This window comes from Chlamydiifrater volucris (assembly GCF_902806995.1).
In the GTDB taxonomy this organism is placed as follows: Bacteria; Chlamydiota; Chlamydiia; order Chlamydiales; family Chlamydiaceae; genus Chlamydiifrater; species Chlamydiifrater volucris.
On sequence record NZ_LR777654.1, the window covers coordinates 1,106,833 to 1,130,878 of the forward strand.

Below are 24,046 nucleotides of genomic sequence, written 5' to 3' on the forward strand. Positions count from 1 at the left end.
TCTTCGCTTTTTTGTTCTCCAAAGAACTTCTTCATTACCTCACCATTCCAAAGGGTTCTCTCCACTTCTTATGAGAGTCGCGACATCTTTAGCTGCATAGGAAACTATCATGGAGGCTCCCGCCCGTTTTATACAAATTAATGATTCATAAAGAGCTCTATCCCTATTTAAAATCCCTTGTTGAGCAGCTATATTCAACATAGCGTACTCTCCACTAACTTGGTAAGCAGCTAAAGGTAATTGTGTTCTACTCCTGACCTCCTTAAGTATATCCAAATAATATCCAGCAGGTTTGATCATTAATATGTCAGCCCCCTCTTCCTCATCTAACTTACATTCTAAAATAGCTTCTAAGGAATTCTTCGGGTTTATCTGATATCCTAGTTTATGTCCTTGCGATAAATGAGATCCCAAAGCGTCTCTGAAAGGAGAATAGAAAGATGATGCATACTTAGCACTGTAAGACATAATAGAAACGAAAGTAAATCCAGATTGATCTAATTTGGAACGAATGTACTGTACCCTACCATCCATCATATCACTTGGAGCTACAATATCGATTCCCGCTTCAGCAAGCATCAACGCCTTTTGCCCCAGAACATAAACTGTTTCATCGTTTAAAACTTCTCCAGAAACAGGATCTAAAATACCGTCATGACCATGGTCTGTATAAGGATCTAAAGCCATGTCACCTATAACACAAAGATCTGGAAAGGACTTCTTTATGTTTCTGATACTCTTGTACAGAAAATTATGGTGATTCAAAGAGTAAGAGCCAAAAGAGTCTTTATTAGAAAAATCTATAACTGGAAAAAGCATAACAGACTGGACACCAGTTTCTAAAAGTTCTTCTATTTCAAATAAAAGCATGTCACAACTCCACCTATGAACTCCAGGCATGCTCAGAATAGGTTCTTTTTTATTAGATCCCTCTAATAAGAAGAATGGAAATATTAAATCTGAAGGCGCCAAAAAAGTTTCTTGATTAAGAGCTCTTATAGCCAAAGATTTCCTGTTCCTTCTGGGTCTTTTTAAGATATTTAGAGGCATTTCTCTCTCCTATAAACATTTTCCACAAGAGCATAATAGAAATATAAATACTATTAATAAAATTCTCTTATTCTTTAGGGGGTGTGGAAATTGTTTAAATATGGGTTTTTTCGAGTGGAAAAGCAGTGGAAAATTTGTTTAAAACTTTGTTTAAAAAGTGAATATTTTGTTTAAAACTTTGCCTGCTTTTTAGATTTTGCTGTGTAATCGACGATAGATAAACAGAAATTCCCCAAAAATCATTTTGATTTTTCCTAAAGTATATGGCAGGCTCTTGTTTTTTGAGGTTTGGGTTATGTCGGACAACGGTGAAGTTTTTTCTGATAGGCAAAAAAAGGTTTTATCTCAGTATGTTTCGAACTTAGAAGGGGATGTTTTTGTTCTGAAAAATCTTCCTGAAGTCATTAAGGGGGCATTGTTTTCCAAATATTCTCGCTCGGTGTTAGGGGTTAGGGCTGTTCTTCTTCGAGAATTTTTAGAATCAGATGAGTCTGGTTTTGCTTTTGAAGAAAGAAGTTTTTCTGATAACGAAGACGGAGTCCGTAAAGCCAGTGCATTTTACGAAAGAGTTTTGGATGGTTACGGTGATGACTCGATTGGAGAGCTTGGGGGGGCTCATTTAGCTGTTGAAAGAGTTTCTATGTTAGCGGCCAAAGTGTTAGAAGATTCTCGTATTGGCGGTTCTCCTTTAGAAAAATCCACTAGATACGTTTATTTTGATCAAAAGGTTGATGGGGAGTTCTTATACTACCGAGACCCCATTTTAATGACCTCAGCTTTTAAAACATTATTTTTGTCGACTTGTGATAACTTGTTCCAAACTTATTCCGACTTAATTCCAGAGGTTACGGACTTATTTGAAAAGTTATATCCAAAAGATTCTGACGTTCCTAAATCTTCATATAACATTTCCATCAGAGCTAGAGTTTTAGATTGTCTTAGGGGGTTACTGCCTACCGCGACTTTGACTAATGTAGGTTTCTTTGGAAATGGAAGATTTTGGCAAAGTTTGGTCCAGAGGTTGCAGTTACATAATTTATCTGAGGTTAAGAAAATTGGCGAAAACATTCTGTCCGAATTGAAGTCTGTAATACCTTCTTTTGTGAGTAGGGCTGAATTTCATCACAGACACCATAGGAGCTTGGCCAGGTTTCAGGAGGGAATGGTTGAAAGGATACGTAGTGTTTCTAACAAAACTAAGGTTCCTTTGATGCCTCTAGAAGCCGGAGTAAATCTTGTTTATGGAGATCCAGAAGGGATTTATAAAGTTTGTGCTGGAATCCTTTTTCCGTATACGAATATCTCCCTCTCTGAATTGGTTGATCTGTGTAAAAAAATGCCTAATAAAGAGTTGAACAGCATTATAGAAGCTGTAACTTATCCAAGAGAGAATCGTCGCCATAAATCTCCTAGAGGCTTAGAATGTGCAGAGTTTGCTTTCGATATTGTTGCTGATTTTGGAGGGTACAGGGATCTTCAAAGGCATCGGATGTTGACTCAGGAGCGACAGTTGTTGACAGCCAATCTAGGCTACGATTTTCCGAAAGAACTGATCGACACTCCCATGGAGAAGCCTTTTAGGGACGCGCTGGAACGTGCTGGTGAGGCTTATAAAGCTATGGCAGATGAATTTCCTGAAGAGGCTCAGTACGTCGTTCCTATGGCATATCACATTCGATGGATGTTTCACATTAATGCTAGAGCTTTGCAGTGGCTCTGTGAGCTCAGGTCCCAACCTCAGGGTCACATCAATTATAGGAGCTTAAGCATAGCTATGGCCAGGGCTGTTTGCGAGTTCGACCCTAGGTACGAACCTTTCTTCAAATTTGTAAATTACGACGACGTAGGTTTGGGTAGATTGGAACAGGAGATCCGAAAAGAAGCAAAAGCCGAGGCTGCACCAGCGGAACAAGAATAACATATTTCAAGAAAGAAGATTTGTCTTTTGTTGGAGTTAGATGGAATTCTTTCTTGAAAGGAACAAGAGAAAACTGCTAGTCTCTTCCCCTAATGGTTCCTTCTCTTTGTTTTTGTATTTATGAAGAAGTTTTTAGAAAATAATCTCGTTCGGTTTAAAAATATCTCAAAGAATAAACAAGGGATGTTTGTTAATTTTAAAGTTAAAGGGGAAAGAGGAGGAGCATCTTTCACAGCCTCTATCACAGTGGATATAGCTGCAGCAGAAGTTGACACTGGAGACTCTTTAGAAAAGATAATAGAGAGTTGTGCCAAAATTGGAATTTCAGAGTTTCAACGTTGCGAGTTCCAATTCGAAGGGATTACTTGTCTATAGGAATATCTGGGTGTAGCGCAGCCTGGTAGCGCACTTGCATGGGGTGCAAGGGGGCGGAGGTTCAAATCCTCTCACCCAGACTTCTTTTTTCGGTTCTTTGATAGGCTAACGACCTTTCCTCTGGTCTTCCATTCAGCCGAGGATAAGATTGGTGCGTAGATGTCTTTTTCTTCATTTGGGAAAAATGCCTCGCGTTCTTCATCAGAAGGTGGGGAACTTTTGAACCTTATCTTTGGGGCTTCTGTTATTACTGCTAGAGGAGTTTGTTCGTTGCCCTCTCCCATACAAAAAACAGCACTTGCGGCCAAAGCATCTATGATGTTCATCTCGGTAGTTTCTAAAGCTCTACCAAAGCAATCAGGCTTTCCTATGTAGCTGTGGATGGGATCTAAACCACACCAAGAGAGCGCTAACCCCGAAACCCCTTTCCTCATAGGTGTCGTGTGGCTATCCGTAAGAATGACCCCTAAGTAATTTATTTTATCCCTGTGTCGAAGAAAAGACCAAATTTGAGTTGCTGAAGCAAAAATATCCTCAGGATACAGAACATACCCATTTAAGGAGTTTGACTCGTCTATTCCAGCAGAAGCTATAAGAATATTATTTTTTTTGGTCAAGATGGGATAAGATGGATTAGAGGAAATAGGGTCGACGTACATGTCGGCGTGGTTTCTTACCAAAATTTCCTTCGAAGGGACTTTAGTTTTATCTACAACACATCCTTCACAGATGCTGACGATTTTTGAAGAAACGGCAACGACAGCCCCCTCTTCCAAAGGTGGAAGATAGGCGTCTAACACCTGTTCTAAATCGTCGGAAGCAGATATAGCATGGGTTTTGTAAGCTCTAACAAACATAGAAACATCCTGGAGAAGTATTTTATTAAGTAGATCGAAGAAACGGAAGAGAGTTCTTTGGTTGTAAAAGAAGAGAAGTCCCTTGAAGAAGACTCCGAAGACGGAAACTTAGCGTTATTCAGAAAGAAGGGACAAAATGGAGAGAAAACCAAAAGAGATCCTAAGAATAAATTCGAGAGCTAAAGATACTATTTTTTGTTAGAATAAGCTTCAAGAATAAAAATTTCTTAGAAGTGGGCAAAAAATCTTTTTAAGGGTTTTTCTATAAAGATTATTTTATTTTATTCACAGTAGGTTTTTCTTCTTCAAGCAGATCAAGAAAGGCTCGCAATTGCTTAGATCTTATGGGGTGGCGCATTTTTCTCAATGCCTTAGCTTCTATTTGTCGGATACGTTCTCTAGTAACATTGAAAGCAGAACCGACCTCTTCTAAAGTCTTGGGCTTGCCATCCAAAAGTCCAAAGCGGTGTATCAAAACAAAACGCTCTCTTTCTGTTAAGGTTTTTAGGACTTCTTTCATTTTATCTTTTAGCATGGAGTAGCCAGTAGCCTCCGCCGGAGATTCTACACCTGTATCCTCGAGAAAATCTCCAAAGGAGCTTTCTCCACCCTCTCCAACTTCAGCCTGTAGAGATATAGGGTGTTGGGCTATTTTATAAATTTCCCGAACACGATCTGGAGTCAGACCCAATTCCTCAGCAAGCTCTTCCGGAGTAGGTTCTTTCCCCGTTTCCATCATTAATTTTTTCGCTCCACGAAGGACTTTATTGATAGTCTCAATCATGTGGACTGGGATTCGTATGGTCCTAGCTTGGTCTGCTATGGCTCGGGTAACTGCTTGTCGGATCCACCATGTAGCGTAGGTGGAAAACTTGTAACCTCTACGATACTCGAATTTTTCCACGGCTTTCATCAAACCCATATTTCCTTCTTGGATGAGATCTAAAAAAGATAACCCTCTGTTTGTGTATTTTTTTGCAATAGAAATAACTAGACGCAGGTTGGACTCCACCATTTCCTTTTTTGCTTCCTGACTTTTATCCATCCATCGTTGTAGCATTCGAACATCCTTTTTGAATTCTTCTAGGGTTCTGCCTGCTGCTACTTCTCTATTTCTCAATTTTCTCCTTGCAGCAGACAACTTGGCCGCTGCAAATTTATTGCGCTCTGCCCTCACCTTAAGATCATTGATTTCTTCCTCCAGACTTAGGAAAGAATCATAAGCTTTGAAGACGACTTCGCCAAAATCTTCCGTGACGTTGTGTCGGCAGTGAAAGCATCTCAGATAAGCCTGAGTCCTAATACGACATTTCTCCAAAGCATCATTGAGTTTAGTGATTTCAGCTTTAGACAAATTGGGCTCTCTGAGTTGGAGTAAGAGGTTTTCTAAAACAGAGTCTTCCTCCTTCAGCAAGTTGATTAGCTTAGGAAGAAGCTCTAAGAAACGGGCTTTGTCTTCGACTTCTTTTTCAGAAATAATTTTATCAAAACGCTCCTTTCCGTTTATCAGGTAATTAGCTATGGAAATAGCTTCCTTAGTGGAGTAGCGAAACCTCAGAATGATGCGCTCTATTTGAATTTGAGCCTTCTCTATTCTTTTAGAGATTTCTACTTCCTCTTCTCTAGTGAGCAACGGAACTGTACCCATCTCCTTCAGGTACATTCTTACAGGGTCGTCTGGAGTTCCTTCGCTTCGTCTGGCGAGACCTTCAAGTTCTTTAGCTTCCTTTTTTCGCTCTTTTTGACGCTCCACATCGGCTTGGTTAAGAACTTGAATATCCATCCCCGTGAGAAAGATAAGGACCTGGTCAATTTGTTCTGGGGTGTCAAAACTCATAGGAAGGATATCATTGATTTCTTCGTAGGTAATGAATCCTTGATCTTTTGCAAGAGCTACTAACTCTTCGAGTTTTTTTTGAGGTTCTTCCTCCAGAGAAATGTCTGCGTCAGTTTTTGTATTCATGCTTGAAGTTGTGCCTCTTTGGGAATCAATAAAGCGTTTATCTATTGGTTGGAATGCAGTTTATCTCAATAAGCATAGGAAAGCTAGGTATTTTTGAATCAGAAAGACGTAGGGGATTGTAAATAAAAAAATTTACACTTAACAGTATTTTGTTTGATGAAAACTATTTTTTTAACAAAGATAGGAGCGCCGATGAATGTGTTCATAGAATTTGTTTCTCAATTATTTCATCATGGTTTACAATGAGCGCCCTTGATGACCCCTCTTAGGGTCTGTTTTTTCAATTTTTTTGACTGGAGTCTTATGGTCACCAAAAAAAACGCGAAGAATGCGAAGGTTAAACGTTCTAGTGCAGAAAAGAGGGTGATAACCTCTAAGAAGCGTAACTTGATTAACCAAAGTTTTAAATCAAAAGTTAAAACTGTTGCTAAAAAGTTTGAGGCTTCTTTGAAAACGAAGGATTCAGCTCTTATCTCCGAAAGTTTGAATAACCTCTATAGTCTTATAGACAAGGGTGTGAAAAGAAAGATCTTCAAGCTTGGTAAAGGAGCTAGGATGAAGTCTAGGGCAACAGCGAAGGTTGCTTAAGTTTTTAACCCTCAAAAATTAGGTGGTGTGTTGTGAGTGCTCTACCCTCTCTAAGTTCTATTTTTCGTTTGGGAACGCGTCCTTTGGGCGGTATCGATAACGTTCTGGCAGGTCTTGGTTGTAAGTCCAAGGTCTTGAGTGATTCTGCTGGTTTAATGTCCGATCTTTGCAGCGCTGCGGCACATTCTAGCTCGTTGGCGAAGCATATTTTGGCTAAAGATGTTTCTCAACGTCCCGGACCTGGAGGAAAGATTCCTTCTCCTTTGGGTGACAGAGAGCCTGTCTTTGCGAAAGTAGACTCTGTCCTTTCCAGCACAGCTCTTTTGGCAGAGGGAGCCGAAGCTCTCGGTCTTTGGGGTAGGTTTTTGACCGGACATCTGTTCTGGGAGACAACTGCTAATGGTAATTTTAGGTACAACTCCCGAATGGGGTGTGACGGGGTCGTTCGCAGCGAAAGGTGTCGGAGGTCTTATCTGAGCATAGCAGGAAAGACTGCAGCTGTGGTTGGAAGGACTGCCGGTTTTGCCTCTGGGTTACATGCCAAAGGTTTGGTTGATCTTGGAACTCATGCGAGGTGCGTCGGTTACTCCGCTGGGGTTGCTTTCTTTGGGTCGGCGGTAGAGTCTTCTGCACAATTGTTAGAAGCTTCTTTGGATATTAAGCATGCTAGGGATTACTATGCAGAAATTTCTTCCAAAGAGGGTTTTGAAGGGGATGTTGCTCAAAATACACAAAAGAGTGTCAGGTGTTATCTGAGAGAGAAAGTTCTTTGCCTTATAAGTAATCTCTTAAACCTAATAGCGCTGCCTCTTAGTGTTGGATTAGTTACGGGATTTGGCTTTGTTGGGACTACTGTGTCTATCGTAGTTTGCCTCTTGGCTTCTGTCTTAAATATTCTTCGAGATTTCATAGAAGATTAAATCTTTCTCTCTTGCGGCGGGTAGCTATCCTCCTGCCGCAAGTTTTTGCCCTTCGGTTTTTTGAAAAAAGAGCTTCCAGGTTGTGGGATCTGCCCAGATTTCTACTGATCGTTTTGCTCTCGTCACGCCTGTATATATGAGAGAGAGGTCGAATTTCTCACTTCCTTTGGGTATCAACAATAGGACCTGTTCAAATTCGCTTCCTTGGCTTTTGTGAATAGATAGTGCATAGTTAAAGGAGTATTTAGGGATAGATTTTATAGGAATAGAGCTTCTGTAAGCAAAGAACACTCTTTGAGTCTTGGGATCCAATATTCCTACGTCTCCATTGTATAAGTCGAGAGAAGGAAAGCTATCTGTAATTATAATAGGGACCGGCAGAAGGGGGTTCTTTTGTCTGATTTTTCTCGAGATATGAATATTTAAATTAGAAGATCCCCAAGGACCGAGTCTTAGCGGAGTTAGAACACAAAAAGGACTATCGCCGGAAAGGGGAGACTTCTCAGACAGTTTCTCAAGGAAAAGATCTGTGATGATATTGACAGCATTTTCTAATTCAGGAAGGGGCTGGGAGGGTACAGGATTTTTATTTAAAAGTGAAGAAGATATGTTTTGAACGAGAAGATTTTTTGTTCGTTTAACTTCTGTTAAATAGAAAGTGTTTTTTTCATACTTATGGATCCATTCTCTTAAGGGTTTTCCTGATCCGATCCCTATAGGAGGAAGTTGGTTTGGATCTCCTAGAATAGTGAGAGAAGCACTAAAGCTCTGATTAGAGGGGTTCCTGTGCCCTTTGATTCCCTTTAAAATACTTAAAAGCATTCCCGTAGTTACCATGGAACCTTCATCTATAAGTATGAAATCAGGATGAGGAATGAGATCTCTGCTGATTTCATGAACTAACTTGTGGATGGTTTTTACGGAAATTTTAGAGAACAAAAAAGGGGAAAGATTTTGTCTTAGAAGAGAAGCCGCTTTCCCGGTTGGGGTTCCAACAGCGATCTTTTTTACTTGGTCGAATGATGCAAGAGTTTCTAAAATATGGGTAGCTAGAAAGCTTTTTCCTGTTCCAGGACCTCCACAAATAAAAGTGAGGCAAGAAGATATAGTATTGGCAAGAACAGTTTTCTGTTCTTGAGTTAGCAAAGTTGAAAGCTTGTCAGGTTGGGGTAGCTGCAACAAAGGTTTAGAACTGGCTAGAACATCCAATTTCTCGTAAAGTTTGCTTTGTTCTTGGAAACTTGGTTTAAAGAATAAAATGCCGTTGTCTTGGACAAAGAGCGAATCTTTGATAGTTAAAGGCAAGGAAAGAAACATCTGGTAAAATAGCGAAGGGCTGATACTTCTAGGAGAAGGAGAAATAGATGCTCTATGAACCAGGAAGGAGGAAACGCCATCCCTTAGAACAGATGAGAGAGCGCACAAAAACAAAAGATCTTGGCTGCTTGAAATATCATGCGCATGTCTTAAAGCAAAAGCTATATCTATAGGGATGAAGTTTTTGTCTTCCAGTAGGAAAGAGACATCAAGACCTTTATACTTTTTTCTGTCAGTTGGGAATAATTTCATTGCTACTTTTCTGGTGAAGACTCCTCTTATAATCCATAAGTAAGTCTTGAGGCAAATGATTCTGGCATATTGTTAAAGCTCTGAGTACCTTGGTGTCGTTGATTTTTTCGCTTGGGGGAAGGTGATTAAAACATTCCAAAGCTTGTTGGTATTCTTTTTGTTTAGTTAAGCATAGCCCTAACAGACGGTAAAAATGAGAGCTTGGGGAAACTCTTATTAACCAGCGGCAATATAAGGCTGATTTTGCATAGTGCCCATGAGCAAATAAATACTCCGCATCGGCAAAGAAGTTAATGAGTTTTTCCTCAGACAGATTGGATCGGAAAGGGAGGTGTCTTTTCAATACGAAATCTTCTAGTTTTAGCAACCTTTCTACTTCGTGAGAAGTTTCTGCCTGAGAATAGGCCTTCTTTACGAACAAAAGTACAGCACTTTCGCATTTTATGTCATAATGGGTAAATTTTAGAAGTTCACTAAGGATGTTTAGTGCTTTTTCGTCATCATTTTGATTCCAAAGAGTTTTTGCTAAAGATACCAAAGAGTTTACAAGAGCTTGTCTGTCAATGTTGTAAGGTTGAATTTCTTCCCATAGAGACAGGTAATTTCGTAATTTTTTATTTTGCGGATCATTTTCCAGAATCATTTCTTGAAGGGCTTCTTCTGAGAGCACTAGTCTATTGCTCAAAGAAAGACTGTCATCGAGGCGGTGGATAAGAGAAAGAAATTTCTTGGCTTGAAGAATATCTGATTTTTGAATGTTATGAGAAAGGTTGTTGGTTAGGTTGAGAATAAGTTCTGCCTTATAGCCGGAAAATGATTCTGATTGGGAAAGAAGCGAAAGGAAAACGAAGAGGTTGGAGATGTTTTCTTCTTCAAAAGTTTTTTCTATAAGTGAGACAAACTGTTGTGGATTTGGCGGCAGGGAGTTTTGTTTCCATATTTCTAACAGTTTTATGAGTACCGTTAATTTTTCTGGTGGGAATGAGGGTAAGTCTCCGATGAGGAGGGATAGAAGGAGTTCTGAAGGAATAAAAGTTTCAAAAACTTGCCTTTGGTAGGTGTTAATTTTGGACAGGTAGAAAAGAATGGTTTCGTAATAGTTTATTTTATTGCCCTTTATCTTTTCAGCCTCGAGTAAATAGCTTCTGGCCATTAAGAGCATAAGAGCGTCATATTTTTCCGTATTCCAGGAAGTATCGTTTTTTATTAATTCTTGAATTTTTTTGTTTAAAATCAATCTGCCTTCGAAATAAGAATGAGTTTCTATATGACAACGAGCTTTCAAACAGTCCTTAATATCTTCTAACAATTGATTTGAAAGAATTTTTTCTTCTAGAAATTCTTTATTTTTAGGTTTTTGTTGTTCCCATAGGGTAAGCTGATCTAAAGCTTCTTTGTAATATGATTTTTGAGCGAGAATAAGTGCTGAGAAGAAGGACTTAAAACTAGACTGGGGAAAGTCTTTAATAAAAATATTGACCAATTTTTCTAGATCATTAGCTTGGTTGAGATAAAATGTGTTTAGAATTCTTCTCGAGAGAACTTCTTTTTGTAAGGAAAGAAAAGAGTTATTTTTTTGTTTAGCGAACTCTTGATGTATTCGAGAAAAGCATTGTTCTGCTTCTTTATATCTTTGTTCGTTTTGTAGGGAGATTCCTTGCGAGTATGTAAAGGACAGAACGCTATTTTCCGTCGAGGAGGGGTCAAAGCTTCTAGAAGAGCTTCTGATCGTGGATTCCGAGGGGGAAGTTTTTTTGTTAGAATAGAGAGAAAAAAGAAAAAACATTCCATTACCTGCTATGAAGCATGAAAATATCAGTATTAGAAACAAGTAAAGTACTTTGGTTGACTTCATATTGCGTAAGGGGAAAGTTGTTTTAGCGAGGTTTCTCTAATTGGTTGAGGTGTAATAGTATATTTGTTTTGAGGTTAATGCAAATTGAATTTTTTAGTTTCCTAAAAACGAAAGGGTATCTCGCTTCTTTAAAAAATATTCCTATTATATTAACTTTCGATCATTCAATTGAGGTAAGAAGGGTATGGCCTCTACGAAGACAATCTCGCTAGTTTCAGAAAATCTGCAGTTGCGCTCTCAGTTGTCGGCGCTCTTCAAGGACACAGAGGGGTATGAATTTTCATCCACAGACACGTTTCCTTCTAATCCCACTGAAGGTGAATTAATTTTATGTGAACAGTCATTACTTCCTTTGACTTTTTTCTCTGAAGGAGTTGGGAGTAAGGCAAAATTTTACTTATGGGTTTTATTTCGCTCTTTTGATGAAGAGAAGATTATCAGGGTGATACACTTGGGTGCTAGTGATTATTTGGTCAGTCCATACACGGCGCCTACATTAAAAGCTAAAGTAGAAGCGTTTTTCCTAAGTACCTATAAAATTGTTGGGGTGATCCCCGAAACATTGTTCTTCGGGGAAGCCTTTTTAGATGTTTTGCATCACACGATTTCTTTTCCTGGAAAAAGTCCAATATCTCTTACCCCCTCTGAATCAGGAATTTTGAAACAATTGCTGGTCAATAAAGGGGAACTTTGTTTGCGAACAGATTTGCTTCAGGAGGTGAAAGGGAATCTTGAAACTATTATTCCGAGAAATGTTGATGTGCATATAGCTTCTTTGAGAAAGAAGTTGGGCAGATATGGTTCTTGGATTGTTACGATCAGGGGTATTGGGTACAAATTTGCTGAAGGTGAGGAAGAACCCTCTTTTGGGAGGCCTCAATTATAAATTTTTCCCGGAAATCTTTTTAATCCTTTGCTTGTAAATCTACTGATAAGGGAAAATACCTCCACGTTTCTCTTGGTTGCTGGCTTTATGTTTTTTCTGACAAAAAATATTTTTTCGCAGGATGGGTTCCCTTTTTCGAGTTTGTTTGAGGGTGCTGAAAATGTTTGGGATATTTTGGATGGATATAAAATGTTTGCCCATTCATACACCTTTAAAGGCATTCATGGAACTGTAGAGTCTGGAGTTTTTCTTAAAAATGAGGACAAGATTGAAATAGAAGAAGGCGCTTACGTAGAGTCTGGTGCTTACATTGTTGGTCCTTGTTTTCTAGGAGCGGGAACTGTTGTCAGACACGGTGCCTACCTGAGAGGAGGGGTATTTGCTGGCAGAGATTGTATCATAGGACACTGCACAGAACTGAAGAACGTATGTTTTGGTTATGGTGTCAAGGCTGCTCATTTTGCATATGTCGGTGACTCAGTAATAGCATCTCAAGTAAATTTAGGAGCAGGAGTTAGGTGTGCTAACTTTCGTCTAGATGGGGGTGATATTGTGTTGCGAGACGGAAAAAAGAAAATTTCGACAGGAAAACGTAAGGTTGGGGCTTTTATAGGGAAATTTGTTTCCGTGGGTTGTAACGTGGTTATTAATCCTGGGACTATAATAGCGGACAACATGCGTATTTTGCCTGGGGAAGTTATATCTGGAACAGTTAAGGGGTAGGACGTTTTATGAATCTTTCTGTAGTGAACGAAGTGTTGTCCTCGTATGCGTCGGATATTGAGGAGGTAATGAGAAATTCAATACAAGATTTTGGTCCAAAAGGGTCTGGGTTAAGGGAGCCTATAGAGTACGCGCTATTTTCTGGAGGGAAAAGGGTACGGCCCTTGATTGTATTGATGGTGGCTAAGAACCTTGGCAAGGGCTATGACGTTTCTGATGCGGCTGTAGCGATAGAGTTTGTTCATACTTCAACCTTGATTGCTGATGATCTGCCTTGTATGGATGATGATGCCGAAAGAAGAAATCGGCCAACTGTACATGTAGCTTTTACGGAAAGTAAAGCTTTGCTGGCTTCTTATGCGTTAATTTCTGCAGCTTACGAAAGGATTCGTTTAAATGCTCACAAATTGCGCGTTGTAGAGGATCCCGAATATGCTAATGAGGCTTACGATAAGGTGCTTGAAAATGTTACCTATAACACTGGTGCACAAGGTGTTATTGGTGGTCAGTATGAGGATATGTTTTCGTTGGAACTAGACGAAGATACAGTTCTCAGTATCTTACACAAGAAAACAGGCGCTTTGTTTGAGTTATCTTTTGTCATGGGATGGTTATTTGGTGGTGGAAGTTTAGACGGAGTAGATTTGATTAAGGATTTGTCATACCAGTTTGGATTGCTTTTTCAAATAGGTGACGACTTATTAGATTTTGCCCAGGATAGCTCGAAAGATGAAGTTTGCTTGAATTACGCTGTTCTTTTTGGAAAAGAACGTGCAAGAGAACAGATCAATTTATGCGTAAAACAAATAAGCTGTCTTTTAAAGGAGCTCAGCAGCAGACACGAATTCCAAATTAAAGAATTTGAAATGTTGGTAGATTTTTTAGCTTCTAGATTGTACTAGAATGCCGTTGGAAAACAAAGGTGAGGAAAGAGTGTTTAGGCACTCTTTCTTCTTTTGTGCAAGCCGTGAATTAAACTAAAGATTCTGCCGTCATGGGTTCCTGTTCCTTGACTGACGTGCTGGAGGTAGGGGTTCCTGTAGGTTTGGGGCCCTCTGATATTTCTAACCCCGGAGATGGGTTCTCGTTGGCTCGTTTTTCTACAGCTACAAGGATTTTCTTTTCTAATTCGCTAGATAGAGAAGCATTGCGCTTTAACTCCTCCCTGACAGATTCCCTACCTTGTCCAAGCTTTCGGTCTTGATAGTTAAACCAAGATCCTTTCTTTTCAATAATGTTATGTTCAACAGCAAGATCCAAAATACATCCTGCAGAAGAAATACCTTCATTGAACAATATATCGAATTCAGCTGTTCGGAAAGGGGGTGCTAGTTTATTCTTAGCGACCTTCACCTTGATTTTGTTTCCAATATCAGAGTTGTCACTTCCTTTGATCGCTCCTGTTCTACGAATATCTAGACGAATGGAGGAGTAGAATTTTAAAGCTCGGCCCCCAGTAGTTGTCTCTGGATTACCAAAGCTGACTCCAATTTTCTCTCTGATTTGGTTAATGAAGACAGCACAGGTATTGGTCCGAGAAAGCGTAGCCGTGAGTTTCCTCAGAGCCTGTGACATCATGCGTGCTTGTAAGCCCACATGAATATCTCCGATATCTCCTTCTAACTCGCTTTTGGGGACCAAAGCTGCTACTGAGTCAACAACAATAACATCAACAGCTCCGGAACGAGCTAAAAGCTCTGCAATGCTTAAGGCATCCTCTCCGCAATCTGGTTGAGAAATCATTAAATCATTAATATTTACCCCTATTAAGGAAGCATAATTAGGGTCCAAGGCATGTTCAGCATCGATGTAAGCAGCAACTCCACCATTTTTTTGTGCATTAGCCACGATATGAGTTGCTAAAGTAGTTTTTCCCGAAGATTCAGGTCCAAAAATTTCAATGATCCTGCCTTTGGGCACTCCTCGGATTCCCAGGGCCAAATCTAAGGAGAGAGCACCTGTTTTTATTACGGAAATCTCATTAATAGAAGAGTGTTTACCTAAGCTCATAATGGAGCCTGAGCCATACTGTTTTTCAATATAAGCAATGGCTGCTTCCAGAGCTTTTTTTCGATCTGGTAAGTTCATCCTGCTTGTCTCCTTGACATATTGTAATTGGTTTGTACATTTCATTTTTTCTGAGTGTTTAGTAAACTCTTCTCAGAGGACTATACACGATTACGGTGTGAATTCTAGGATACAGTTCATAAATCTTTCGGGACAAGCCTTAAAAAGCTTCTGAAGAAGAGAAAATGATTTATGATTTTCACAACCTCATTATTGGGAATGAGGGTTTTTCGTGAAATAGCAAAAAATCATTTTTGTTTAGAAGAGCTTTCCTCTAGAAAGGTTACGACTGTTTTTGCTTCTTGTTGGCTATAATATTTTAAAAGCATAACACATTGTTTACAGAAACATCGTGACTTTCGTTTGGTAATTTTTCATAAGATAGCTGTTCCTTGAAGCACACGCCCCAAGAAATAAGTTCGGGAAATTGAGCTAGAAGTCGGTCGTAACAGCCCAAGCCATATCCTATTCGTGTCCCCCAGATATCGAAAGCAATACCAGGAACAAGAATATGGGTAATGGTATGGCCAGAGACAATAGGATTAGAGGGAATTTTAGACAAAGATGAGATAGAGGTAAGATCTGTTGATTTTGAGACTCTAACGACAAGCAAACGATTATCTTTTGAGTGCTTAGGAAAAAATAGTTGGGAACGTTCAAGTAAGAAGAGATTGGCTAACAGAGTGTCTATTTCAGAACCGATAGAGGAGAAGGACAGAACTTTGGCTTCTTTGGGAATAGAAGAAATATAAGCCAGGAGATCTTTAGATGCTTGTTGTCTCCTAGTTGCGGGTAATTTTTTTCGTATTTGTAGGAACTGTTTTCTTATAAGAATTTTTGTGTTTTGCTTATCTTTCAAAGAATTTATGTTCATCAGATTAAGAGACTGGTAAAAAGCTACTGTTGAAGGGAGGGCTTACCATCTTGGTACCAAATTTTTTGTAGTTCACTCCCTGATGGGGAAAAGAAAACAGCTGTTCCGTAGCCTTTATCTACTTTTGAATAAGGAGTTTTGTCTTCTGGACGGAAGTATTCACCTTTAACTAGAAGGTCCCTGTCATACTCTTCGGTAGCCATAACCTTCCCATTAGGATAACGGAAGGTGCAAAGTCCAGATTTTTTGTTGTTTACCAATTCTTTACTGCTTTCCAAAGCTCCATTTTGATACCAAGTTTTTACTGGACCTTGTAAAACACCTTGGTGCCAGGTCATTAGAAGTTTAGGAGTTTCTGAGTTTGGGTGGTAAATAATTTCTTCACCTTCTTTCATATCATTGATTAGATTATAGGATCTGACAACTTGTGATGAGGAAGGATCAAGGATTTCCACTCGACCTTGACAAATACCCTCATGATACTCCCGAATCTCTATGGGAGAAGTTTTTCCATAGAGGGTGCGGAGGCCGTGACCCTCGGTGATTGCGGTTAGTAATTCTCCATTATCGTCATAATAAGCTCCTGAGAATAGTCTGTCATTTTTGTATTCTTCTCGAGACAAAATCTTTTGGGGAGAAGAGTTAGCGTAACGCATAAACACACCGTCCTTTTTGCCGTTAACGAAAAAGGATGTTTTAATAAGTATCCCTTCTGGGGAGAATACGGTAAATTCACCATCGGCCAAGCCCTTATGATAGGGACATTTCTTCCAGACTGAGCCATTATCATGGAAATACACAGACTCTCCCTCTAAGACACCTTTTTCGTAAAGGATAGAAGCTATCAAGAGTCCATCGTCGTTGTAAGCTAAAGTGGGACCGTGAAACAACCACCCAGATTCTGCTGAAGGATGAAGATCTGCGATACCTCCAATAACTGTTGCTTGGATTTTAATTTTCCCATTAGCGAACCACTCTCGATAGCGCCCGTTAGCTCTGTTGTTCAGACACTCTAAGTACTGTTTCAGTTGTCCGTTTTCGTGGTAAGAGGTTAAACAAGAAACTAATTCGCCTTGTTTATTCTTGTACATGCGAGAGACTTGTTTGTAAGGTTGGGGTTGCAAAAAGTCTATTTTTGCATATTTTTTTAAACGCTCCTTGGAACTAATGGTTTCAGACAACCCATTGCGATCGATGATATTAATGCTTACAAGAACAAGTTTTTCATAGGGGTTAGAGGAGATTGCGGAGGATTTTTTACTAGAAGCTTCTACAAAATGTTGAGGAAGAACAAAGGAGAAGGTTAGGAAAAAAAAGAGAGTAAATTTATTGAACATTTAAGACCTCTCGCTTGATTGCAGTTGCTTGCACTTGCCAAATTTCGTTTCCCAAAGGAGTTTTCTTTTTTTGCATTTCCCAATTTTTCAAAAAGATGGGTTCTGGTGACGAGTGATTGATAGAAGAGTCTAATTTTTTGAGTAAATGCCCTATATCTTTCTCGTTGCATTGAATAGGTTTCCGGAAAGAAAGAACGGTTAAGGCTCCTTCAGAAGCGGTTTCCTGGGAAAGAAAAAGTCTGTTTTGGACGGTGAGAAACTGGTAATACTCAAATTCTTCGGAGGAAATGATTCGACTTTCGTCGATAATAAGTGTTCTGAGGAAAGAACGTTCTCGCTCAAGTGGATTTGTTTCTTCAGATATTTTTTGGCAAAAAACTTCTACAGATTCAGGATGCTTGTTTGAGAGAAAACGTGCATTGTGCTTTTGAACAACGTATCTCTGGTTGGAATCTATTTTCAGCTGTAAAACTTCTTCATTAACCTGCGCCCAACGAAGCATATCCTGCTTGTGTTTGAAAAGAAAAATTCCGGAAGGAAGGACCGTGAGGGCCACCATTGCTATGGAAAACAGTCCTTGCCAAGCACTAGAATAAATTTTTGGTTTTTTCATGAAACGCTCCTTCGGGTTGCCTCAGGAGTAAAGGAAAACTCAAAATTTTCGCCCGACTCTTTCCAAACAATATTTGAGATAGAAAAGGGTAGCGAAGGGGAATGTAACAAAATCTTTAATTTTTGAAGAGCTTCTTTAGTTCCCGAACCTTTGACACAAACAGAAGAGGAGTAAGGGGTGTAGGGAGCCTCTTCTGTAGGAAAACTATTCAAAGCATAAGAAATATGCGATAATTTTATCGTCAAGCCTGAAGAGGTTTTTGTGAAATCAGCTAAAAATGCTAGGACGTGGTGTAGTCCCGGGGTATTTGGAACATAGGGATAATCTTTATTTTTCTGAAGTCGAGCTTCCCTCCAAGCTTTTATTTGAGTTAGAGCTAATCTAGATGATTGGGGTAGCGAAAAATCTTCTCCTATCGAGAAAAGGTTCTCTTGAATTTCATTTCGTACAGCCATTCTCCTGTATGTTGCTGGGAGGCCGACAAAAATCAAGGAAAACAAGGTCAACTTGGCCAACGGGGAGGATAACTTTTTGAGCAAAAATTTGCATCCGGTTCTAGATAATGACATGGCATTTCTAAAATGCACCTTCTGGGAAGAAAATCCATGATAAGCAGTAGCTATAGCACTTCCGTATAGTCTCCAGGAATCAGGTTGAAGGTCTTCTACACAAGAAGGCGGTATTATTTCTATCACAGGATGCTTAGTTTGTTCTTGGATAGCCTGGAGAAGATCTCTGCGAGTTTCGTTGATGCCGTTGTTATCGATGTCCCAGAGCTTTATCGAACGCAATTCTTCTCCGGGAAAAGAAGCCAACATGTGATCCAGGGTTGCTAGGCTCTCTTTGGCGTTTGCTGAAGCAGATTTTTTTTCAAAGCTTCTAGTTGCTAGTGGGTGTCTTCCTTTGAGAAGGGTGCAAGAGATCTCTCCGTCTATAGCCACGATTAAGAAGGAAAGACCTTCTTCATTAGAATTTGTTAAGTGCACGAGAGCTTCTGGTTCGCAAGAAATGTCATCTGCTTGCAAAGAAATTTTTTTTAATCGGTCAAAATAAGAAATTACGCGTTCTCTGGTCGTAATCCAAGAAGAAACTAGGGTTTCTTGTTTTCCTTCTTGATACACAATAGTTTCCATGAAGATAGAATCAGAGGGAAACGGGAGTGAGTGTTCTAAAGAGTTTTCTGCAATACGCTTGGCTTGTCTTTTATTCTTGAGAGTCGAAACTGTTGCTCGCAAGAGTAGTCCTGGGCCTTTCAGGGAAAGGACCACCGGACAAGAGTAATATTTCCCCGGCAGGTGGATACGCTCTCCTTCGGCAAACGTAGCAGACCACACTAGGACGTGACCTTTGCAGGTTTTCCGTAAAACTGCTATTTTGGTTGTCATGTCTTCACAAAAGACAACGCCAACTCGGTAATTGAGAAACCCAAAATGCATTTTATTTCATCATAAAAAAAACAAAAAAGACATTTTAAAGCATAGAAAAGGTTTTTTCAAGAGAAACACTAGTTAGTCGTTTTATTTTAAATAAAGAGGGTTTCTAGATGATATCCTATTTTGTAAGAACATTTGTTAATGTCTACAGCTTTTTAATTTTGATTTACATTTTAGCTTCTTGGTTTCCTGAATGGCAACGAACTAAATGGTACGACACAATACTTCGACTGGTGGCCCCCTATCTTAATGTTTTTAAAAAATTTATTCCTACCATAGGTTTCATAGATATCAGTCCTATGGTTGCCCTGATTTGTTTGGAACTCCTTCCTATCGTAGTTCTTAAAATTATTTATTTTTTTGTTGAAAAAGTGTTTCAGTCCCCGTGGATACTAAGATATATTTAAAAAACCTTTTACTAGATTCCCCCATTGTTTATGCCCCCCTAGCGGGCTTCTCGGACTTTCCCTATCGCCAGATGGCTGTTCCCTATGGTCCTGCTTTGATGTTTTGTGAAATGACTAAAGTGGAGGGGATTCTGTGGTCGCCTCAACGTACATTGAAATTATTAGAATTTTCGGAAGATATGCGGCCGATAGGAGGACAGATCTGTGGCAGTAATCCTTTTCTAGCAGCAGAAGCTGCTAGAGTTATAGAAAGTTTAGGCTTTGACCTTATAGACTTAAATTGTGGATGTCCTACTGATAAAATTACTAAAGACGGAAGTGGGTCCGGAATGCTCAAAGATCCTATAGGACTTGGGAAAGTAGTAGAGGCTATAGTTCAGTCTACATCTTTACCCGTAACAGTCAAGATCCGTTCAGGATGGGATTTCGAAAACATAAATGTTGAGGAAGTTGTCAGTGTTGTTCGTGAGTCTGGTGCAGATGCTGTTTTTGTCCATGGTAGAACTCGATCACAAGGGTATGTAGGCCCTGCCAACAGAGATTTCATTAGAAGGGCTAAGGCTGTCGCGGGAACTATGAAAGTCTTTGGTAATGGTGATATTTTCTCCCCAGAATCAGCGAAAGATATGTTGGAAGCTACGCAATGTGACGGAATTCTCGTTGCCAGAGGTACTATGGGAGCTCCTTGGATTGCAAAACAAATCAGAGAATATTTAGAAACAGGCACCTACCATGTGCCTTCGTTTTTAGAAAGGAAGGAAGCGTTTCTTTTACACCTACGTTACGTGGAGGAGTATTACTCAAGCGAAGCAAAGCTTCTGACTGAAACCAGAAAACTATGTGGGCATTATCTTGTTTCATCAGAAAATGTTCGATTTTTACGTGCAGCTCTGGGTAAAGCAAAAACTAGAGAAGAAATCTACTCCTCCATAGAGCGCTATTGCGAGGAGTATTGCAGGGATGAAATTTAACTAGTTAGTATCTTGATTCACCTGTCGGTTATGTTTCTGGTTTTAGAAGATTTTGAGATAAAAGTTTGGGTAATCGCAGCATATCCAAAGGCTCCGAGGAGCCGAAAAGAGCTTCCAGAGAATTATCGGGGATGATTATTTTTTTGTTTTTCGGATCCTGTAAAGAGTTGTTTTTGATGTACTCCCAAAGTTTCTTTGTTGCGTCAGTTCTGGAAATAGGTTGAGAGCCTATAATAGCTGCTAGTGCTTCAGAAGGAATGAAAAGAGACGCTAATTTTGTTGATTTCTTTGTTTTTGATGTTCTACTTAATTGTTTTTTCCCTGTTTTTTTCCCAGCGGCTTTTTTTGTCTTAACTTTTTCGTAAGCGGTCTTGGGCCTGTCGACATATTTTTCCATGATTTCGTCGACAGAATTTCCAATAACATCGCAAGATGGAAACTCGGAGCAAGAGTAGAAGAATTTATTAAATCTAGACTTTTTGCGCAGAATTTTTCCTGAACAACCCCTGGCTGGGCAGGGGACGGGGTCAAATTCTGGTGTGGATGCTTCGCCTTTTTTCAGTAAAGTGACAGTCCCTCGACATTTTGGATATTTTTCACAGCCAAGAAACGCGCCAAATTTCCCATGCCTGATTTTCATCGGACCTTGGCAGATAGGGCACGGACCATCCCAAGGGTTGTCTTGACTATAATCATCTTTGTTGAAAGACATCTCTTCTTCTGAGACTTTGTACTCACACTCCGGATACGACGAACATCCGAAAAAGTAATGATTCTTTGCCCATATTTTGGTCAGAGTGCTTTTCTTGCACGAAGGACAGGGGATATCTGTAGGAACACGGGGTATAGTGGCTTCTTTTTCTGCACTGGTAACTTCTGGAAGAAAGTGATCCCAAAATTCCCTGATAAGAGCTTTCCACGGCTTTTTGTTGTCGGCGATAAGTTCAAGCTCATCTTCCATACGGGCAGTAAATCCGACATTCATAATTTGTGGAAAATTTGTTTCCAGAAAAGCAGAGATCACTTTACCTAACTCTGTGGGTTTTAATCTGGAATTTTCTTTGACAGTGTACTCTCTTCGTTGGATTTTATCCATGATTGCAGCGTACGTAGAAGGCCTGCCTATGCCAGATTTTTCCAGTTCTTTAACTAACGAAGCTTCAGTAAATCGCGGAAGGGGTTTTGTAAATGACTGTTCATGAAAAAGATCTAGCAAGTTTAGAGTTTGCCCGACTGACAGAGGAGGGAGAGGGCAAAGATCTTTGTCTTCTGCTGAATCGTCATCTTCCTTTTCCTGGTACACGGCTAGGAAACCATTAAATTTCAGTACGGACCCAGAAGCTTTCAAATCAACCTGAGAATCCGTTTGGATGCGTACGGAGAGAGTGTCGTAGACGGATGGTTGCATCTGAGAAGCAACAAACCGTTTCCAAATCAGTTCATACAGATTTAGCTGATCTTTTGTCAGGTAGTTTGATAGGGCTTCTGGAGTTAGGGAGACATCGGTAGGACGGATAGCTTCGTGAGCGTCCTGAGTCATTTTTTTTGTTGAGTATCCATTAGGGGTGTTTGGTAGATACTCATTTCCATAAGTATTTTTGATAAAAGTTCTGGCTGCTTCGATAGCTTCTGGAGCTGAGCGTACAGAATCTGTTCTCATGTAGGTGATTAATCCTGTTGCTTCTCCTTCTCTAATTTCTACGCCTTCGTACAAAGTTTGGGCAATATTCATTGTTCTTGAAGCAGAAAAGCGAAAATGCCTACTAGCCTCTTGTTGTAAAGTGGAAGTTGTAAAAGGGGGCATAGGGTTTCGTTTTTTTTCTTTTGCTTCTACTTTGGAGACAGTATAGACGGCATTTTTGAGCCTTTCAATAACAGCTTCGGCTTTCTCCCGGGTATCTATGAGTAGGTAATCAGTTTCTTGTTTGTTTTCTGGGGGCTCTTTTTCCCACCGTTTCCCATCAACAGCATGGAGAGAGGCTGAGAAAGATTTTTGACTTTTTGGATCTTGGAGGTCTGCAGAAATATTCCAAAATTCTTTAGGAATGAACGTTTCTATAGCGTGCTCTCTATCCACGACTAGTTTGAGAGCGACGGATTGAACTCTTCCCGCAGATATTCCTGAGCGTTGTTGTAATTTTCGGCTGAGAATAGGAGAAATTTTATATCCGACAATACGGTCAAGAAGCCTGCGGGCTTGTTGGGCATTCACTAGGGCCATGTCGATTTGTCTAGGAGTTTGCAGAGCCGCAGTTACTGCGGATTTTGTTATTGCGTTGAACGAGACTCTGTGAACCTGGGTTGTTTTGGGAAGATATTTAGCAATATGCCAAGCGATAGCTTCTCCTTCCCTGTCGGGATCTGGAGAAAGATAAACGGCTTCGCATGAAGATGCCATTTTTTGGATATTGCGAATGACATCTTTTTTGTCTGGTAGAATTTCGTAATGAGGTTCAAAATCTTTTTCTATGTCTATACCAAACTCTTTACTAGGTAAATCCGCAACATGTCCGATGGAAGAAGCAAAAACGAAGTTCTTACCTAAAAACTTTTGTAAAGTTTTAATTTTGGCTGGGGACTCAACAATAATTAGGGATTTTTTCATATAAGCATTCCAAATCCAAAATTCCTTGTTCTTAAGAGAAAACATTTTTCCTTAAAGAGGAGTAAGAACTCAGGAACATCGACAATCCGAAGGTAGTTCCAATCTTTTGGCTAACGTTTTTCTGTTAACCGTAATTATTTATTTTAACAACGAAAATTATAGAGAACATGGTTCAAAATACTTTATAACGGATTTAGAGAAAAGCATATCTTTTACGAAGAGCTTTTTAATATGAGAGATATACCGTTTGCAGCTAGTTTTAAAACCGAGGAAGAAGAGATTTCTCAGGATCTAATCTCCTTAAATCGAGAAGGTTTTCTGGTAGGTCCCAATGAGGAACGTCCAGCTTTCTTTGCTCGAGTGGACCGAGACAAAGAGAAGGGGGGATATACCTTTCCTGAAGAATTATCCCGTATTTTTGATATTAGACCTTGTCATTTGGAAGTCATTTACTCTAATGAAGGTATTGGAGGGTGGGAAGGGGGCTGTACCTGGATAGAAAGTAGCGGAGTAACTATTCAACTGCGGAAAAGGTTTCTAAAATCTTCCAAGTTATTTTTTCTCTATTCCAAGGAGGAAATCTTGATGCATGAAGCAGTTCATGCCGTAAGAATGAAGTTTCACGAACCTCTATTTGAAGAAATCCTTGCGTATAGAACTTCTCGTGGATTTCGGAGATATGTAGGACCAATTTTTCGTCATCCAGGAGAGGGTTACTGGACAATTTTTGGCGCTCTTATTGGATTAGGTGTGAGTTCGTACGATTTAACTTATGGGGTAATAGTATCCTGTTCTGTTCCTGCATATTTTTTAGGTCGGTTATTTTTTTATCTAAGGATTTTTGCAAAGGCACAGAAAAAAGTCCGGAAGCTTTTAGGCGTTCCTCCTCTTTGGGTTCTTTTGCGATTAACAGATGCAGAGATAAAGTTTGTTGCTTCTCAACCTTTGAGAATGATTGAAGAGTACGCTAGAGCGATGAAAATCAAAAATCTTCGTTGGCGACAGATATATGCTTCTTATTTCATGTAAAGCTGT

The 24,046-nt window shown here is 39.7% G+C and carries 21 protein-coding genes and 1 tRNA gene; 11 read left to right on the forward strand and 11 right to left on the reverse strand.

Going from position 1 to position 24,046, the window contains the following annotated elements:
* Window positions 1-39 precede the first annotated feature (39 nt).
* Window positions 40-1,050: a porphobilinogen synthase gene (hemB, locus tag KJA62_RS04730; RefSeq protein WP_213318850.1), complete on the reverse strand. Its 1,011-nt coding sequence runs from the start codon at window positions 1,048-1,050 to the stop codon at window positions 40-42.
* Window positions 1,051-1,345: 295 nt separating this feature from the next.
* On the opposite strand from hemB, the gene KJA62_RS04735 reads away from it, so the two are divergent.
* From KJA62_RS04735 to KJA62_RS04745, 3 genes are all read left to right on the forward strand, one after another.
* A complete protein-coding gene (locus KJA62_RS04735; RefSeq protein WP_213318851.1) occupies window positions 1,346-2,968 on the forward strand; it encodes an FAD-dependent thymidylate synthase in 1,623 nt (540 codons plus the stop codon).
* A gap of 120 nt (window positions 2,969-3,088) precedes the next feature.
* Window positions 3,089-3,343 (forward strand): hypothetical protein, encoded by a 255-nt coding sequence (locus KJA62_RS04740; protein WP_213318852.1) that lies wholly within the window; start codon window positions 3,089-3,091, stop codon window positions 3,341-3,343.
* Between the two features lie 6 nt (window positions 3,344-3,349).
* Window positions 3,350-3,423 (forward strand) — tRNA-Pro (locus KJA62_RS04745).
* Here the strand turns inward: KJA62_RS04745 and KJA62_RS04750 are convergent.
* Together KJA62_RS04750 and KJA62_RS04755 are read right to left on the reverse strand one after the other, a co-directional pair.
* The gene (locus KJA62_RS04750) at window positions 3,415-4,200 is read right to left on the reverse strand and encodes a coenzyme F420-0:L-glutamate ligase (protein WP_213318853.1); all 786 of its coding nucleotides are present in this window, start codon (window positions 4,198-4,200) and stop codon (window positions 3,415-3,417) included. The genes KJA62_RS04745 and KJA62_RS04750 overlap by 9 nt on opposite strands.
* Before the next feature lie 271 nt (window positions 4,201-4,471).
* Window positions 4,472-6,163, reverse strand: a complete 1,692-nt coding sequence (locus tag KJA62_RS04755; protein ID WP_213318854.1) for an RNA polymerase sigma factor — start codon at window positions 6,161-6,163, stop codon at window positions 4,472-4,474.
* 303 nt (window positions 6,164-6,466) lie between these two features.
* Here KJA62_RS04755 and rpsT point away from each other — a divergent pair, with 303 nt between their 5' ends.
* Both rpsT and KJA62_RS04765 read left to right on the forward strand, forming a co-directional pair.
* Window positions 6,467-6,751 carry a 30S ribosomal protein S20 gene (gene rpsT, locus KJA62_RS04760; RefSeq protein ID WP_213318855.1) on the forward strand — a complete coding sequence of 95 codons (285 nt, stop codon included), beginning with the start codon at window positions 6,467-6,469 and terminating at the stop codon, window positions 6,749-6,751.
* Window positions 6,752-6,783: 32 nt separating this feature from the next.
* Window positions 6,784-7,671, forward strand: a complete 888-nt coding sequence (locus tag KJA62_RS04765) for a hypothetical protein (RefSeq protein ID WP_213318856.1) — start codon at window positions 6,784-6,786, stop codon at window positions 7,669-7,671.
* A gap of 24 nt (window positions 7,672-7,695) precedes the next feature.
* On the opposite strand, the gene KJA62_RS04770 is transcribed toward KJA62_RS04765, so the two are convergent.
* Window positions 7,696-9,240: an AAA family ATPase gene (locus KJA62_RS04770; RefSeq protein ID WP_213318857.1), complete on the reverse strand. Its 1,545-nt coding sequence runs from the start codon at window positions 9,238-9,240 to the stop codon at window positions 7,696-7,698.
* Window positions 9,221-11,095 carry a DUF1347 family protein gene (locus KJA62_RS04775; protein WP_213318858.1) on the reverse strand — a complete coding sequence of 625 codons (1,875 nt, stop codon included), beginning with the start codon at window positions 11,093-11,095 and terminating at the stop codon, window positions 9,221-9,223. Before KJA62_RS04775 ends, KJA62_RS04770 begins: the two co-directional genes overlap by 20 nt.
* A gap of 184 nt (window positions 11,096-11,279) precedes the next feature.
* On the opposite strand from KJA62_RS04775, the gene KJA62_RS04780 reads away from it, so the two are divergent.
* The 3 genes from KJA62_RS04780 (at window position 11,280) to KJA62_RS04790 (ending at window position 13,606) form a co-directional block, all read left to right on the forward strand.
* Window positions 11,280-11,981, forward strand: coding sequence for a response regulator transcription factor (locus KJA62_RS04780; protein ID WP_213318859.1), 702 nt, complete (start codon window positions 11,280-11,282; stop codon window positions 11,979-11,981).
* An 87-nt stretch (window positions 11,982-12,068) separates the two neighbouring features.
* Window positions 12,069-12,704, forward strand: a complete 636-nt coding sequence (locus tag KJA62_RS04785; protein ID WP_213318860.1) for an LbetaH domain-containing protein — start codon at window positions 12,069-12,071, stop codon at window positions 12,702-12,704.
* An 8-nt stretch (window positions 12,705-12,712) separates the two neighbouring features.
* Window positions 12,713-13,606: a polyprenyl synthetase family protein gene (locus KJA62_RS04790; RefSeq protein ID WP_213318861.1), complete on the forward strand. Its 894-nt coding sequence runs from the start codon at window positions 12,713-12,715 to the stop codon at window positions 13,604-13,606.
* 70 nt (window positions 13,607-13,676) lie between these two features.
* On the opposite strand, the gene recA is transcribed toward KJA62_RS04790, so the two are convergent.
* The 5 genes from recA to KJA62_RS04815 all read right to left on the reverse strand — a co-directional run bounded on the left by recA (window position 13,677) and on the right by KJA62_RS04815 (window position 19,031).
* Window positions 13,677-14,792 (reverse strand): recombinase RecA, encoded by a 1,116-nt coding sequence (gene recA, locus KJA62_RS04795; protein WP_246481901.1) that lies wholly within the window; start codon window positions 14,790-14,792, stop codon window positions 13,677-13,679.
* A 298-nt stretch (window positions 14,793-15,090) separates the two neighbouring features.
* Window positions 15,091-15,645 carry a 5-formyltetrahydrofolate cyclo-ligase gene (locus KJA62_RS04800; RefSeq protein ID WP_213318862.1) on the reverse strand — a complete coding sequence of 185 codons (555 nt, stop codon included), beginning with the start codon at window positions 15,643-15,645 and terminating at the stop codon, window positions 15,091-15,093.
* Window positions 15,646-15,668: 23 nt separating this feature from the next.
* Window positions 15,669-16,982 carry a toxin-antitoxin system YwqK family antitoxin gene (locus tag KJA62_RS04805; RefSeq protein WP_246481902.1) on the reverse strand — a complete coding sequence of 438 codons (1,314 nt, stop codon included), beginning with the start codon at window positions 16,980-16,982 and terminating at the stop codon, window positions 15,669-15,671.
* Window positions 16,972-17,595, reverse strand: a complete 624-nt coding sequence (locus tag KJA62_RS04810) for a hypothetical protein (protein WP_213318863.1) — start codon at window positions 17,593-17,595, stop codon at window positions 16,972-16,974. Before KJA62_RS04810 ends, KJA62_RS04805 begins: the two co-directional genes overlap by 11 nt.
* Entirely contained in the window at window positions 17,592-19,031 is a 1,440-nt protein-coding gene (locus KJA62_RS04815) for a hypothetical protein (protein WP_213318864.1), read from the reverse strand. The genes KJA62_RS04810 and KJA62_RS04815 overlap by 4 nt, the downstream gene beginning before the upstream one ends.
* A gap of 107 nt (window positions 19,032-19,138) precedes the next feature.
* On the opposite strand from KJA62_RS04815, the gene KJA62_RS04820 reads away from it, so the two are divergent.
* The gene (locus KJA62_RS04820; RefSeq protein ID WP_213318865.1) at window positions 19,139-19,435 is read left to right on the forward strand and encodes a YggT family protein; all 297 of its coding nucleotides are present in this window, start codon (window positions 19,139-19,141) and stop codon (window positions 19,433-19,435) included.
* A complete protein-coding gene (gene dusB / locus KJA62_RS04825; protein ID WP_213318866.1) occupies window positions 19,414-20,406 on the forward strand; it encodes a tRNA dihydrouridine synthase DusB in 993 nt (330 codons plus the stop codon). Before KJA62_RS04820 ends, dusB begins: the two co-directional genes overlap by 22 nt.
* Window positions 20,407-20,434: 28 nt before the next feature.
* Here the strand turns inward: dusB and topA are convergent, their stop codons facing one another.
* On the reverse strand, window positions 20,435-23,011 hold the full coding sequence (gene topA / locus KJA62_RS04830) for a type I DNA topoisomerase (RefSeq protein WP_213318867.1): 2,577 nt from the start codon (window positions 23,009-23,011) through the stop codon (window positions 20,435-20,437).
* A gap of 231 nt (window positions 23,012-23,242) precedes the next feature.
* Here topA and KJA62_RS04835 point away from each other — a divergent pair, with 231 nt between their 5' ends.
* Window positions 23,243-24,040 carry a hypothetical protein gene (locus KJA62_RS04835; protein WP_213318868.1) on the forward strand — a complete coding sequence of 266 codons (798 nt, stop codon included), beginning with the start codon at window positions 23,243-23,245 and terminating at the stop codon, window positions 24,038-24,040.
* The last annotated feature ends 6 nt before the right edge of the window (window positions 24,041-24,046 follow it).